The 15,021-nt window shown below is 41.8% G+C and carries 12 protein-coding genes and 5 pseudogenes; 10 read left to right on the forward strand and 7 right to left on the reverse strand.

The features are described from left to right. Positions 1-401: 401 nt before the first annotated feature. From MAE_RS28820 to MAE_RS28825, 4 pseudogenes are all read left to right on the forward strand, one after another. Positions 402-1,280 (forward strand): annotated as a pseudogene (locus tag MAE_RS28820) (IS630 family transposase); the annotation flags it as partial. A 14-nt stretch (positions 1,281-1,294) separates the two neighbouring features. After that, positions 1,295-1,469 (forward strand): annotated as a pseudogene (locus tag MAE_RS31800) (ISNCY family transposase); the annotation flags it as partial. 140 nt (positions 1,470-1,609) lie between these two features. After that, positions 1,610-1,936: pseudogene (locus MAE_RS07460) on the forward strand (ISNCY family transposase); the annotation flags it as partial. A 214-nt stretch (positions 1,937-2,150) separates the two neighbouring features. Further along, positions 2,151-2,441, forward strand: a pseudogene (locus MAE_RS28825) (IS1 family transposase); the annotation flags it as partial. A 32-nt stretch (positions 2,442-2,473) separates the two neighbouring features. Here MAE_RS28825 and MAE_RS07465 read toward each other — a convergent pair. After that, positions 2,474-2,725, reverse strand: a complete 252-nt coding sequence (locus MAE_RS07465) for a caspase family protein (protein ID WP_012265034.1) — start codon at positions 2,723-2,725, stop codon at positions 2,474-2,476. Between the two features lie 165 nt (positions 2,726-2,890). Between MAE_RS07465 and MAE_RS07470 the strand changes: the two are divergent. Together MAE_RS07470 and MAE_RS07480 are read left to right on the forward strand one after the other, a co-directional pair. After that, positions 2,891-3,238, forward strand: a pseudogene (locus tag MAE_RS07470) (CU044_2847 family protein). Positions 3,239-3,695: 457 nt separating this feature from the next. Beyond that, the gene (locus MAE_RS07480) at positions 3,696-3,986 is read left to right on the forward strand and encodes a hypothetical protein (protein WP_231859742.1); all 291 of its coding nucleotides are present in this window, start codon (positions 3,696-3,698) and stop codon (positions 3,984-3,986) included. Positions 3,987-4,417: 431 nt separating this feature from the next. Here the strand turns inward: MAE_RS07480 and MAE_RS07485 are convergent, their stop codons facing one another. The 5 genes from MAE_RS07485 to era form a co-directional block, all read right to left on the reverse strand. Continuing rightward, positions 4,418-4,693, reverse strand: coding sequence for a MoaD/ThiS family protein (locus MAE_RS07485; RefSeq protein ID WP_002735127.1), 276 nt, complete (start codon positions 4,691-4,693; stop codon positions 4,418-4,420). Between the two features lie 106 nt (positions 4,694-4,799). After that, complete coding sequence (gene thrC / locus MAE_RS07490) at positions 4,800-6,104, reverse strand: threonine synthase (protein ID WP_002783420.1); 1,305 nt, start codon at positions 6,102-6,104, stop codon at positions 4,800-4,802. Positions 6,105-6,663: 559 nt separating this feature from the next. After that, complete coding sequence (rsmD, locus tag MAE_RS07495; RefSeq protein ID WP_002798774.1) at positions 6,664-7,209, reverse strand: 16S rRNA (guanine(966)-N(2))-methyltransferase RsmD; 546 nt, start codon at positions 7,207-7,209, stop codon at positions 6,664-6,666. A gap of 3 nt (positions 7,210-7,212) precedes the next feature. Continuing rightward, positions 7,213-7,890: a uracil-DNA glycosylase family protein gene (locus tag MAE_RS07500; RefSeq protein WP_012265036.1), complete on the reverse strand. Its 678-nt coding sequence runs from the start codon at positions 7,888-7,890 to the stop codon at positions 7,213-7,215. A 213-nt stretch (positions 7,891-8,103) separates the two neighbouring features. After that, positions 8,104-9,060 carry a GTPase Era gene (gene era / locus MAE_RS07505; RefSeq protein ID WP_012265037.1) on the reverse strand — a complete coding sequence of 319 codons (957 nt, stop codon included), beginning with the start codon at positions 9,058-9,060 and terminating at the stop codon, positions 8,104-8,106. 35 nt (positions 9,061-9,095) lie between these two features. Between era and MAE_RS07510 the strand changes: the two genes are divergently transcribed. Continuing rightward, positions 9,096-9,863 carry a DUF6816 family protein gene (locus tag MAE_RS07510; RefSeq protein ID WP_012265038.1) on the forward strand — a complete coding sequence of 256 codons (768 nt, stop codon included), beginning with the start codon at positions 9,096-9,098 and terminating at the stop codon, positions 9,861-9,863. Positions 9,864-10,175: 312 nt separating this feature from the next. Further along, positions 10,176-11,711 (forward strand): serine/threonine-protein kinase, encoded by a 1,536-nt coding sequence (locus MAE_RS07515; protein ID WP_012265039.1) that lies wholly within the window; start codon positions 10,176-10,178, stop codon positions 11,709-11,711. 324 nt (positions 11,712-12,035) lie between these two features. On the opposite strand, the gene MAE_RS28830 is transcribed toward MAE_RS07515, so the two are convergent. Continuing rightward, the gene (locus tag MAE_RS28830; protein WP_012265041.1) at positions 12,036-12,347 is read right to left on the reverse strand and encodes a transposase; all 312 of its coding nucleotides are present in this window, start codon (positions 12,345-12,347) and stop codon (positions 12,036-12,038) included. A gap of 175 nt (positions 12,348-12,522) precedes the next feature. Between MAE_RS28830 and MAE_RS07520 the strand changes: the two genes are divergently transcribed. Beyond that, complete coding sequence (locus tag MAE_RS07520) at positions 12,523-13,782, forward strand: RNA-guided endonuclease InsQ/TnpB family protein (RefSeq protein WP_012265042.1); 1,260 nt, start codon at positions 12,523-12,525, stop codon at positions 13,780-13,782. Positions 13,783-13,836: 54 nt separating this feature from the next. Beyond that, positions 13,837-14,961, forward strand: coding sequence for a cobalt-precorrin-5B (C(1))-methyltransferase CbiD (gene cbiD / locus MAE_RS07525; RefSeq protein WP_012265043.1), 1,125 nt, complete (start codon positions 13,837-13,839; stop codon positions 14,959-14,961). Positions 14,962-15,021: the final 60 nt, after the last annotated feature.

Consider the following 15,021-nt stretch of genomic DNA (forward strand, 5'->3'; position numbering starts at 1 on the left):
CTATGGCTAAAAGTCTTATAGAGCCTGAGTTAAAGCCATATAATACTAATGGACTACTGGACACAAACTCCTGAAGTCCTTACGCTGATAGGGTTTGAGGCAAAAATTTTCAAATTTGACCTTTCGACCATTATAGCTTGTTTCGGGGCAGAAAACCATCAAAAACATGGCTACAGAGGGAATCGCTGACTCTAGAGATTAATGACACCATCTGTTACAATGAGGTTAGCGATCACTATACAGCCAACTCTACGGAATCGCTCTACTCCAGATACAGTCAACGGTACAGCCATTTTCAAGCGAAAAATGTACCCAGTAGTGGCTTGTCAATTTTTTCTGAGAAGCTCCATGCAGTAAGGGTTTTGTTGATTTTTTAGTATTTCTGTATGGGGGAAGTCCAGTTATTAACCTATCTTCGAGATTATGAAGAAGGCGGAATAGAAAAATTAAAAGAAATCAACTTCTATCGCCCTAAAAGTGAATTAGAGTCTCAAAAAGAAACGCTCAAAAAATACTTCGAGAAAAATCCACCAGCCACAATAAATGAAGCTGTATACAGAAGAGAAGAATTGACGGGAATAAAACGAAGTCCTACTCAAGTGAGGAAATTCTTAAAATCAATGGGAATGAAATGTATAAAAGTAGGTTCTCTTCCTTCTAAAGCTGACCGGGATGAACAAGAAGACTACAAAGAAAAAAAGCTAGAACCCAGACTAAATGAGGCTAAAGAAGGAAAAATGGCTGTTTTTTTTGTTGATGCCGCTCACTTTGTTATGGGAGCTTTTCTCGGTTTTGTTTGGTGTTTTGAGAGACTTTTTGTTAAGTCACCGAGCGGGCGTAAACGCTTCAATGTTTTAGGAGCATTAAATGCAATAACTCATGAAGTTATTCTGGTTACGAATGACACTTATATTACAGCAACTCAAGTCTGTGAACTCCGGTCAAAAATAGCTGCTTTAGGACTAATGATTCCCATCACTCTCGTATTAGATAATGCCCGCTATCAGAAATGTAAAATTGTTGAAAAATTGGCTCTTTCTTTGTCAATAGAGCTACTCTATCTACCGTCTTATTCGCCTAATCTAAATTTAATTGAAAGGCTGTGGAAATTTGTCAAAAAGAAATGTTTATATGGTAAATATTATGAAAACTTTTCTGACTTTTCTTCAGCCATTTATGAATGTTTGAATGATGCCCATCTGAAACATAAAAAAGAACTGGATTCCTTGCTGACTCTACGATTTCAGAAGTTTAATAAATCTCAGATTATGAACGTCTAAAGTATAGCTTGATCATGACTTTTCTGATAAATATCTTTTTCTGGCTCCTGTCTGGCTTACTCAAATATCAGTCTAGCACCGAACAAAGTCCCCCCTTCACCTCTATTCCCCTGTCCTAATTGTGGTTCTCACCATACTATCAAGAATGGTTCTATTCATAATGGAAAACCCAAACGTCAAGGTAAAGAATAGACCTCTTGCAAAAGTCTTAAGTCGATCCTTGTACAGCAACATTTTTGAAGATTATCAACTACTAATAAATAATTAACTGAAAGTCCCTCCCATTATTGTTTCTATCGTTTGTTTTCGGATTTATGCAAGAGGTCTAATGTGGTCAACCGTTGGTGATCAATCCCACTAATAAAACTGTCTCTGACGAAACCAAACAATTAATTGATAAACTCTTACTCGAACGAATTTCCTTGCGAGGAATTGCTAGAGTAACAGGGGTAAGTTGGTCATGGTTACAAAACTATGTCAACAATAAACTGGCGGCTGTCCCCCGTCAAATAAAGGTTTCGGACAAACTAAAAGGTAAATTAGTTAGAGAATGTGATGAGATGTGGTCTTGGGTTTTTTCTAAGACGATAAAGGTTTATATTTGGCGGTTAATTGATAGAAAGACAAGGGAAATTATTGGTTGCTATTTAGGGTTTGCTGAATAAATCTAAAAACCTTGTTGGGTAAGACTTTTAGACTTTTTGTCAATCAAAAAGTACCAGATATGGGAGTGGTCGGGGAGAAAATTCCGGGACTTTTTCCCTGAAAATTAGGTAATTTACCCGATTAAAATGGGTAAAACCCCACACCCCACACCCCACACCCTACACCCTGCCCCTAGGAAAAACTTTTTCAGCAGACCCTATGCGCGGAGATAGGAGTCGTCAATCAGCCAAAAAACTTTGGGGCCAGTTTACCCGGTGTTTACCGACAATGCGCTGTTGCTTCCACAGACTTTTGGGAGTCCTATAAGACAGTAATTCCTAGTAAACGTCATCGACCAGTCGGAAAAGAAACTGGTCAAACTAATCCTATTGAAAGATTAAATAATACCTTTCGACAAAGGATTTCTCGGCTGGTGAGAGAGAGTCTATCTTTCTCTAAAAAAATGGAGAATCACGTTGGGGAGCCCTTTGGTATTTTATCCATGACTACAATGCACAGCAAAGCAAAGGATTAAGCCGCCATCACTACTACCGAATCACCACCAAGATTTGCTTTAAGGCTTGCAAGACTTCATCCCCCGTCACCTTTCCTGGAACGACTTCGTAGCGTTTTTCTGCGGCAATCCAGCGATTGGGTAGGCGTTCTACATTGGCAAATGTCCCGGTATTCTCCAAGAATTTAGCAACAGCTTCCGCATCTTTGGCGGGTTTGCTCAAAGGTGGCAGGAAATTGGGGTTATCGTAATCGTTAATGCCGATGACGAGGGCGTAGCGAGCCATAGACAGTCAGCAAGGGATAGAAATGTTTTTTATGTTAGGTTGTTTTTTGGTAAACTGCAAGGAAAGCATACGCCCTCCCTTAGATGACCTTTTCTTATCATCACAAGTATGGGAGAGCTAGGAAATAGTTAAGAAAAAAGTTGATTTTCAATTTTTGCACTATTTATGACTCGACTAACTCCGATCCAAATTGACGAAAACACCCTAATTTATATAGAGTCCACCGATGACCTGGAAATTCCGACCGAGACATTAAGAACGGAGGGAAGAGTTGCTAAAGGGGGAATTTCTATACCAGATAAACAGCAAATTTTGCAGAATTTTCAGACAATTGAAGATACAATTCGTACTTACACTACTTACACTTTAAACGCTTTTCGCAATTTAGCCATTGCCAACATTGAGGAAGTCACTTGACAATTTGGTGTCGAAATCGGCGGCGAGGTAGGAATCCCTTATATTACCAAAGGAACCGCTAAAAGTAATTTAAATATTACGGTTAATGGGACTTAGACAAAAAACAAATCGAGAAAAGCCTCAACTCCAATCCCCGCTTGGGATTTACTTCGAGAAGCCCAAAATCGCTGAAACCCAGATATATCAAGGAAAATCATAAATCGAGGTTAACCCTTTGTCCCGTAATGGTTTGAGCCTTTTTTGCTGACCGAAAACGCCTAAGTCCCATTAAGTGTACCTTTCCTAAGCCGCCGAACTCGTCTGATTGATTGTCCAAGATTCAAGCTTCTCTTTTCTGATCCTTTTGTTTATCTGCTTGAAAATCATCACAATAATTATTTAGAAAAGTGGAACCTACAGAAGAACAGTATCTTGTCTTAAATGCTCTTGAAACTTTGGGACTCCTGCTCTTTAGAGTCTATGATGAAGATAATGGAGCTTGGCTAATCATTACTTCTAGTCTAACATTGCCCAGATCATACTTATTGCCTAATGGCGAAATTATTCCCCTAGAATGGATGCTTTAACCATGAAAAAACCGACAGAACTTCAACAGCAAAAATACGCAAGAATTGGCGAAATTGCAGCCAAAGGAAGACAGCGTTATCTAGAAGCAGGAGGCGATCAAAAAATCTGCCCTAGCGGAAGAAAAGGAAATGATTATTTAACCGATGAAGAACGTAAAGAAATTTTACAATTAGCCCGTCAGGTTTTTGGCGTTCAGATTAAAGATGGCCAAGTTTACTGTCAAGGACGGACTTGGAAAATATCCGATAAAAAAGTCTCAAAAGATACCGAAAAATGAACTAAATATTGCTAGTGTAGAACGTAGGTTGGGTTGAAGCATGAAACCCAACGCCCGCATGGGTTACGCTACCGCTAACCCATCCTACAAATAATTGTGCCTCCCTACTTAGGGCTGGCTGAATAAATCTAAAAACCTTGTTGGGTAAGACTTTTAGACTTTTTGTCAATCAAAAAGTACCAGATATGGGAGTGGTCGGGGAGAAAATTCCGGGACTTTTTCCCTGAAAATTAGGTAATTTACCCGATTAAAATGGGTAAAACCCCACACCCCACACCCTACACCCTACACCCTGCCCCCAGGAAAAACTTTTTCAGCAAACCCTACTTAAATGTGCGGACAGCTTAGAACTTACCTGAATAAAAGCCCCCAGAAAACATCACTTTCTAGGGGTCTAATTACAATTGACGGAAAACAAACTTATGGGGAGGTTAACCTCCAGCTACCGCAGGAACGATACTGACTTCATCGCCATCTTTTAAGGGGGTTTTTGTCCCATCGAGGAAGCGAATATCTTCACTGTTGACGTAGAAATTTAAAAAGCGCCGGGGTGCGCCCTCTTCATCGCATAAGCGGGCTTTAATACCGGGGAAACTTGCTTCTAAGGATTCGATTAAATCACCGACACTACTAGCACTACACTCGATGGTAGCCTTATTTTCTGTAAATTTTTGCAGGGGAGTAGGAATGAGAACTTTTACAGCCATAGATATCAAGGAAAAAGTGGAAAGGACGGTAAGCTGCACGCGAATTTAAATTGCTTGTGGAGATGAGGCAAGGGGATAATCGCCCCATCATCCCCGAACATCAATTCTAGACGAGAACCTGTTGCCATTCGAGGCGTTCGAGGGTGCGGGAACGTTCCAGGGCCCGTTCAAAGCTTTCTAATTTCGGTTCGATTAACAGGGGTTCACCGATATAACCCTGTACCGCTTCTTGGGTTTTTAGACCATTACCAGTGATATAAACGACCGTGGTTTCTTCGGGGTCGATTTTACCCGCTTCTACTAATTTTTTCAAGACAGCGATAGTCGTACCGCCCGCGGTTTCCGTGAAAATGCCTTCCGTTTCTGCCAAAAGTTTAATACCTTCGATAATTTCGGCATCGGTGACGGATTCAATATTACCGCCAGTTTTACGGGCAATATCAAGGGCATAAACACCATCGGCGGGATTACCAATAGCGATCGATTTGGCGATAGTATTGGGTTTAACTGGGGCGACAAAATCCCGTCCTTCCTTGAAAGCTTGGGCAATGGGGGAACAACCCTCCGCTTGAGCGCCACTAAAACGCACTGCTTTATCTGCCACCAAACCGACTTTGACGAATTCTTGGAAGCCTTTATAAATCTTGGTAAAGAGGGAACCACTGGCTAAAGGTGCGACAATATGATCGGGGAGTTTCCAGCCTAATTGTTCGGCCACTTCAAAGCCTAAGGTTTTGGAACCTTCGGAATAGTAGGGACGCAGATTGATGTTGACAAAACCCCAACCGTAGGTGTTGCCCACTTCTGAACAGAGACGGTTGACCTGATCGTAATTGCCTTTAACCGCCATTACCGTGGGATTATAGATTAGGGTGCCGAGAATTTTACCCGCTTCTAAGTCGGAGGGAATGAAAACACAACAGTCTAAACCGGCGTGAGCGGCAATAGCGGCGGTGGAATTGGCGAGATTTCCCGTACTAGCACAGGAAACGGTGGTAAAACCTAATTCTTTGGCCCGGGTAAGGGCGACGGATACCACTCTATCTTTGAAGCTGAGAGTGGGCATATTGACGGCATCATTTTTAATGTAGAGATTTTTTAGACCCAAGCGCCGGGCTAAACGGTGGGATTTAACTAGGGGAGTCATACCCGTACCCACATCGATAGGATTTTCACTTTCCACCGGCAAAAAGGAACGATAGCGCCAGATGGAATTGGGACCGGCTTGAATGCTTTCTCTGGTAACGGTGCGACGGATGAGGTCGTAATCGTAGTCCACTTCCAGGGGGGCAAAGGTTTCTTCGCAGATATTCAGCGCTTTCAGGGGGTAGGAGGTCCCTCCTTCCTTAGAAACCAAGCGGGTAAAGGTGGGGATGAATTTTGAGGTTTCGATGTTTGTCGCTAGGGTCATGATTTTCCTGTCTTGCCGTCAACTGAATCTACAAGCATCCTATCACTCCCAAAATCTTGGTGTCAAATATACCCGACTATTTTTGTCGGGTATAAATTTATACAAAAATTAGGGGATAATCTGGGGAGCAGCAAGGGTTAAGGGGAGATGGTTAAGCTGCTGTGTCAGGAAACTTCGGGGTAGTTTTAGGTCAAAAAAAGGACTAGGAGAAGGGATTTAAGTGTTTTAGGAGGCTATAGCCTATTTACTGCTAATTTTATCGAAATAAGCCCTAATTTTTCTTTAAATAGCTTAAACAGGGGGCGATTAACTGCGGTTGCCAGAAAGTTTCTCGGGTTGCTCAGGATGATTGTCAAGAAAAGTGACAAATTATGTGATTTTGTTGAGAAATAATAATTTTTTCTGGACTGCCCAATAAAATTGACTATTTTCAGCAGGAGTCAGGAGCCGGTCGTCAGGAGATTATTTTTATTTATTCTCCCTTCTCCCTAGGAAGGTAGGGTTGATTCATGAATCAACCCTACGGGGGCAGGGGGGATCAAACCTTAAGAGTCAGTGGTCAGCAGACATCTGCTTTTTGATAAAAAGTTAAGGTGGTATTGCCGTAGCGTTTCTGACGACAAATGGTTAAACCTTCTAGATTAATTGCTTGCCAAGATTTGGGATTATGTTCCACGGCAATTTCCCCCAGAGAATCTAACAAATTAGATTGAGAGATGGCAGTTAGTACCGGTAAATATAAACCGCTTTCGTAGGGAGGGTCAAAATAAATTAAATCAAAACTTTTCCCCGCTAAAGTGGCTAACTTTGTCAGTACATCCCCCCGAATTACTTGGAATTGCTGGGGAGAAGTTGCTAAATTGCGCCAATTTTCCTTGATAATTTCGCCAGCGCGTCCTGATTGTTCAATTCCGATTACTAGACTCGCACCTCGACATAAAGCTTCCGCACCCATGGAACCATTACCCGCACAAAGATCCAACCAACGACAGCCAGATAATTTCTGTTGCCAGATATTAAATAAAGCTTCTCGCACCCTTGCTGTCGTCGGACGGGTTAATTGTCCTGCTAGGGTTTTTATGGGACGATTGCCGTAAATTCTCATCGGTTAAAAGGCAAATTCAGTTAATCTTTTTTGTAATAAATCAGGAAAAAGAGCATAGTATCTTTGATTGAGAGGAGAGGGATGGGGGAGAGGCAATAAAGTCACTTTCTTTTGCTGTTTTAATCCATCTTCATCGGTAGCGGTAAGGGTAACTAGCAGTTTTTTGGTAAAGCGTTCTTTATCAAGATAGAATTTATCTACTTCTCTGGGTTTACCGTAGGGTTCAAACCATTTAAAAGCTTCCGTGCCAAGGGTAATGATATGATCACCTTGCCAATAAAAAACGAGCAGTTTTTCTATAAATGGACGAAAACGATCTTTCACTTCCCCAGAATAAGCTTTATTACCAGGAGGTTTGTAGGGAACTGTATTAGTTAAGAAAATTCGATCGCACACCGATAATAACTCTTGACGATCATGAGATTTTCTCCCCTGCCAAGCTTGAAAAAATCCCTCTCTCACCATTCTACCGGCAGCCCCGATCAAAGGTTGTCCTGCATACACTTCATCTCGTCCTAAATCCCGGCCAAAAAAGCATAACTGACTAGCCAGATTACCTGCATACAAAACTGGTTCAAGGGGGTCTTTTTTGGCCTCTTGGTAAATTAGGGTATCGATGGGAAAATCCTCTTTTTTTGCCTCTTGGTGTACCTGTTTAATTAGGGTTTTAATATCGGTCATTTCAGTTATCAGTTATCAGTTATCAGTTATCAGATGTGAGTTATCAGTTATCAGTTATCAGTTATCAGATGTGAGTTATCAGTTATCAGTTATCAGATGTGAGTTTTCAGTTCACTGATTACTGTTTACTGTTTACTGATCACTGAAAAAAGCTTCTCCCTACACCCCACACCCTACACCCCACACCCTACACCCTACACCCTACACCCCAATTCACTCCTCGGTGCGATAGCCAAATTCTGCTAAAAGTGAGCGAGATTGTCGCCATTTCGGTTCTACCTTCACAAATAATTTTAAATATACCTCCCCGGCGATTAACTTTTGAATAGCCGATCGAGCGGAAGTCCCGATCGCTTTTAACATACTGCCATTTTTACCGATGACGATCCCTTTTTGGGAAGCTCGTTCCACGTTAATGGCGGCAAAAACCTTGGTTAAAGCGGGAGTTTCCTCGACGCGTTCAATCACCACCGCCACAGAATGGGGAATTTCCTGACGGGTTTGCAGTAAAATCTGTTCACGGATTAATTCGCCCATAATAAACCTTTCCGGTTGATCGGTGACTAAATCGGGGGGATAGTAATAGGGACCGACTTCTAGGGAATCAATTAACAGATTTTGCAATTCTTCGATTCCCGTCCCCTCCAGTGCCGAAAATTTGAGCAGAGGCCAGTTATTTTCCGCCGCTAAGGTACGATAACTATCGTCTAGAGGCTCCCGGTCTTCCGGTTGCTGATCGGCTTTATTTAGCCCTAAAATCGTGGGAGTTTGGTTTTTAGTCAGTAAATCGGCGATATAGCGATCGCCACTACCCAAAAAATTGCTACTATCGACAACAAATAAAACTAAATCTACAGAATTTATGGCGTTTTCAGCATTTTTAACTAAAACTTTGCCTAATTCGTGATGAGGCTTGTGAATGCCGGGGGTATCGACAAAAATCATCTGGGCGCGCTCGCTGGTGACAATGCCGCGTAAACGGTTGCGGGTAGTTTGAGCGATGGGAGAAGTAATGGCGATTTTTTGTCCCACTAATTGATTCATCAGGGTAGATTTGCCCACATTAGGACGACCAATAATGCCAATAAAACCCGATTTAAAACCGATCGGTGCGACGGGAATTACTGCCGAATCGAGATTAACGGCTTGAGAGTTGATAAAATCGTTCATAATTAAAGAATATTACTTAAAAAATATTTTTACCCATGCAAAGGATAATTTTGTTCTTGTTAGTATTGATTCTAGGCTGTAGTAACCATTTAGAATTATCTATAGCGGGAAATTTAAGCGATCGCTTAACCGATTATCCTCGCTGGATGACTAAACCGGTGGTTAGTTTTGCCAGCGGAGATTTAGTTTATCCCGATTGGATAGTAGGCAATTGGACTGTCACCAGTACCCTGATTGATTTAACCGCTCCTCTTGCTCCCCAGATTATCACACCTGGTTTTGAAAGTAATCGTCGTTACCTAGAACAATCGATCGAGTTTCCAGTGAGATTCATCGAGAAAGCTATGTCCAGACCGATAAATGCTGCCTTTTTATCCACCATTATCAGTAAACCATCAACTGTGGCCGATCGATCCTTTAATGGTTTAGCAATTAGTCGCGCCTATTTAGGTAATCAATCGGTATTATCGGTAAAAACTGACCCCAATAATCCCAATCGTCAGATTACCTTTTTACGGGGCGCTCATCAACTAATTTCCACGGTAATTGCCAGAAATAGCGAAACTCCTAGCCGAAATCAATTTATTGCCACAGAAATTAGTCAACAAATTTTCCGGGGAGAAACCAATACTTATCTTAATGAGGTGGAAACCACCACCGCCTATCAGTTATTATCTCCTAATAAAATTCTAGGCGATCAGGTGACAGCCATTTATCTTTCCCCCCAATCGCCTGATTATTTCCAAGCGCCGAATCGTCCTGTGGCTTTGTATCGTTATCGCTTACAATTGCTGAAAGATTAATATAGATCCTGAAAAAATCAAAAATCTTCCCTTAGGTGAGGAGACAGGAAGAGAAAAAGACAAGAGACAATTCTAGCCATAAAACCTAAGATTATGTCCAAAAGGAATTAAGAGAACTTTCCCGGGCCTAGTTTTCGGACTTTATTGGAGGACTTGGGGACGATGAGTTTGAATACTCTTAATCCCTCCTACAGCAGATGTTATGGCCTTTTGTCAACGGGGAAGTTCAGTAATAATCATCAACAGTTGATGGTCTCATAGTCTCAGCATCTGTGTTAGAGTTAAGCGATAACTATGTCCTGGGGAAAAACTATGAGTCTTTGTTTTAATCCCACCTGTCGCCACGAAAACCCTAAAGATATTGTATCCTGTGAACGCTGCGGTCAGTCATTAAAGTTAGGCGCTCGCTATCGAGGATTGAGAGAAATTGGGTCTGGGGGGTTTGGCATCACCTATTTAGGTATAGATGAAAGCGAAACTAATCACCCTCCCTGTGCGATTAAACAATTTTCCCCCCATAGGACTAATGATGCTCAGGTATCCTCTGGCCTCTTCCGTCGAGAAGCCCAAAGTTTACAGGTGCTTAACCATCCCCAAATCCCCAAATTTTTGGCATATTTTTATATAGATGAACAACAGTATCTTATCCAAGAGTTCATTCCAGGAGAAACCTTAGAACAAGAATTAGCAGCAAGGGGGGTATTTGGAGAAAGCCAAATCCGAGATATACTCAATCAAATTTTACCGATTTTACAATATCTACACGCTAAAAACCTAATTCATCGGGATGTTAAACCCGCTAATATTATCAGTAGAACAAGCGATAAACGTCTCTTTTTAGTAGATTTTGGGGCGACTAAACTCCACACGGGAACTAACCTGGCTAAAACGGGAACTAGCATCGGAACTGCGGAATTTGTCGCCCCAGAACAATTACGAGGAAAAGCGGTTTTTGCTAGTGACCTCTATAGTTTAGGTGTAACCTGTATTTATTTATTAACTAATACATCACCGTTTAATTTAGTGGATGGTGATAATAATTGGGTATGGCGAGACTGGCTTGGGGAAAATACGGTTAGTTCTCAATTAGCGGAAGTTTTAGATGGTCTAATTGCGCCAGGTCTAAGTAACCGCTATACATCAGCTTCAGCGGCATTAAAAGACCTCAATCAGCCTCGCAAAGCGAAAAATGTCTATGGTAATTATTTGTGGTTTGGCAGTGCAATTGCTGCTTTGATAGCCCTGTTTTATGGGTTCAAAACCACCCAAGAATCATCAAAGATTGAACCACCCACCTCACCAACTCAACCGATTATTCGCCCCAGCAATTTAGAAGTAATTAAATTATTATCTATTTATGTTAATGTACAAAATACATCCTATTTAGACAAGGGAAAATTTCTTGAAAAACTCTCAGGATTAATTGCCCTACCCAGCCATTATTTTGAGGTACAAGTTATTAATAATCATGGAGTGCAAATAGCCGCGATTCCTCGCCAAAGTGATAGTTATGGTTATGTAGCGGTTTTATGGGGGGGTAAAATGTCAGATGCCGATACCAAACGCCAACAAAATTGGCAACCTAAAGACCCGACAGATTATGGAACTTTCAGTATTCCTAATTTTCGGAAAACCCCCTCCAATTATGTCACGAGAGTTAGCTATTGTGAAAGCATCCAAACGACGACAGAACCGCCATTATTATCAACCGTAGGGGATTCACTACCTCTTTCCAGTGATGAATTACCCTGTCCCCAGGGTTATGCTTTTTCTTTGGGAATCATTGATGCGATCGGCAAATTAGCAGCCACGACCGTTCCAGCCGTCATTACGCCAATTCAAAAATGAAACGCATCGGCCTTAAGATTTGAGAGAGAAAGGCTCATCAGGTGAACCTCCCGCGCATTTAAATTGCTTGTTGAGACGAGGCACTCTGGCAACAGCAAAGGGATTGGGGGAGATTCGGCTAATCTTAAGAATAAGCGGTTGCCCCCTAGTTCTATCTCAAGGTCGCGATTCATCTCCCGTTAAACCGCTACGCAGTTAACGGGAGATGAATCGCGACCAGAATGAAACTAACGCGGTAGCGTTTCCACTTTTGGGGAGTTTTGGTTCTCGACGTATTTTTTTAGTTGTTCGACGGTAAGTAGTCGTGCAAAATTAATTTCTTGGTTAGGATAGGCAAAAGGCAAGAGGCAAAAGGCAAAAGCTTGATCGAAATGTGTAATTAATTTTGCTTAGGTACTTAACTCCGCCACAACTAGCCACGAAATAAGCTCCCGTCCAAAAATAAGGTTTATTGTCGAAATACTTGGCCGCCAAATTCGGAAATTCCTTTCTAATTAAGCGACTACTAACTGTTTTAAGGTTAGCGATTAATTTGGATAAAGCGATGTCAGGTTTGTCATCAATAATCCGGTGAACGTAATCTGATTCACCGTTGAAATCAAGCAACACGCTTTCCCATTTCGTGAGCGTTGACACAAAGATTTCTTTAAGTCGGGCTAAGATTTCATCGTTAATAGCAATGGCCGGTATTTGATGACGAATACGACGTGAGCGGTAAGTCTATAAACAGAGCGAAATCCATGATTGTAATCAGTTGACATATTAGATGGTAAGTGTTATAATCTAATTTTACATCACGAAACGAACGACAGTGATAACGCTTACCTACCAGTACAAACTAAAGGTAAACAGACAACAGGAACGGGAGATTGTACATATTCTTGATGTTGGCAAGAGCGTTTACAATTACGCTCTTTCAGAACGGAAAGATTGGTTGAACTCTCGAAAGTGTCTTGCGGATCGCTGTTCGTTAGTTTCCGAGTACATAATTCCTGCGGATGAACCCTATCCAAATTACTTCGTTCAAGCTAAAAATCTAACGGAAGCTAAAAAAGTTTACCCGATATTAAAGACGGTTAACGCTCAAGTCTTACAGCAAGTCTTAAAAACTTTAGATAAAGCTTTTGACCAGATAAAATCGAAAGGCTTCGGCTTTCCTAGATTTAAGAAAAAGATGCGGAGTTTGGTTTTTCCTGCGCTGTCAAAAAACTTTCTAGGGGATGGATGTTTGAATTTTCCACAATTAGGAAAAATTAGAATCCGGCCATCTAGAGAATACCCGTCTGGGTTCGAGCCTAAACAAGCTCGAATTATCCAAAAAGCGTCGGGATTTTACGTTTCGGTTTCTTTCCAATCTACGGAATTAGTTCCCGATATGACAGTAGGGAAGACCTGTTTAGGAATCGACGCGGGGATTGAGAGTTTTGTCGCTACTTCACGGGGAGATTTAATCAAAGCCCCTCGATTTTTGTTGAAAGTACAGAGTAAGCTTAAATTGCTACAAAGACGCTTGAAACGGAAAACTAAAGGCTCGAACAATTGGTTAAAACTCCAAGATAAGATAGCGAGATTACACGAAAAAGTGTCTAATACTCGTAGAGATTGGCATTTTAAGTTAGCTCATTACCTTGGCGATTTTGCTGATAATATCTTCGTTGAGGATATTAACTTCGTTTCTTGGTCTAGAGGGATCGTTAGAAAACAATCTCTAGATTCAGGCATCGGTAGTTTTATTAATGAGATACTACCGTTTGTTGTTTGGAAACGGGGGAAATATTATCTTAAAGTCGATAAAAACGGAACTTCCCAGGATTGTCCTAATTGTGGCGCAATTACTGGTAAAAAAGCGTTATCGGAAAGAGTTCACCGGTGTGATTCTTGCGGCCACATTGAACCGAGAGATACGGCATCAGCGAAGGTAATTGAGAACCGAGGAAAAAACGCGGTCGGACTGACCGTGTTAGAAAACGCTTGCGGAGGCGATTTGACGGGGGTCGTTCAGTTAAACCTGTTTGATCTAGTTAAAAGCCTAAGAACCAAGAATCCCCCGCTACACCGCGCGAGCGGTTAGCGGGGGAGAGTCAAAATCAGATCACGCTAATTTGATTGGTTATGGACCCTATTCATGTCTATCTCTCTACCCCGTTCAGGTTACACTTTACCGGTTTTTGCCTGTGCCAGTGCGATCGCATCTCTCCAGCATCTCCACGGCGAAAATGAGCTAAATTCCGTTACTTTTAATCTTTTAGAACCGCCAGAAACCGTTACAATTGCCATCGAACAAGTTGCTCGACTTAACCCCGATGCTGCCCTAGCCATCACCCGCAGCGATCCGGGGGACAATTTAGATTTAACTAGAAATACCCCTATATGGGCGTTAGTAGAAAGAAAGACGGGTAATCAAGAGATAGAGATTCAAGGCGGCGAAGGAATCGGCCTACAGGTTGATAATGACGGAAAATCAGCTATCTATAGTTATGCCCAGCGTCTCCTGCAAGAAAACCTCAGACCCCTGTTACTGCCCCAAGAAAGCATCAAAGTGACGATTATCCTGCCGGAAGGCAAAAAACTGGCCACAAGGACTTCTAACGCCGCTTTTGGGGTAGTAGAGGGATTATCTTTGTTGGGTACCACCGGCATTTCCCAACCCCTGAGCGCCCCCGGACAGTTGGAAATCTTTCGCGAGCAATTAAAAATTTTATCCCGTCGTTTCGATCGCTTGGTGTTTTGTATCGGGGAAAATGGCTTAGATTTAGCCCCTCAAATGGGTATTAATCCTGATATTTTGGTAAAAACAGCCAATTGGATCGGGCCGATGTTATTAGAGGCACAATTACAGGGAATCTCTGAAATTCTTTTGTTTGGTTATCACGGTAAATTAATTAAACTTGCCGGGGGAATCTTTCAGACTCACCATCATCTCGCCGATGGTCGTCGGGAAATTCTTACCGCCTACGCCGCTAAAATGGGTTTAGCTACCCCCCATCTCCAGCAAATTTTTGACAGTAGCACCAGCGAAAACGGTCTGGAATATCTGCGTCAATTAGACCGGCAAACGGGAGATAATTGGGTGGAACGCATCTATGGAGAAATGGCTAATACGATTGATCGCCGTTGCCAAGAATACGTTTATAACCACAGTAACGGTCATCTTGGGGTCGGTTGTATTTTATTCGATCGCTCTCGTTCTTTGATCAGCAAAAGCGAAAATGGCCTTAAATTTTTGCAGAATCTACAAGTTACCCCCTAGTGACCGTGCTATGATCGTGGGAATATTTAGTCTTAAAAAATGAAACTAATAAGGCTAAAC

The sequence above is a fragment of the Microcystis aeruginosa NIES-843 genome, assembly GCF_000010625.1.
In the GTDB taxonomy this organism is placed as follows: domain Bacteria; phylum Cyanobacteriota; class Cyanobacteriia; order Cyanobacteriales; family Microcystaceae; genus Microcystis; species Microcystis aeruginosa.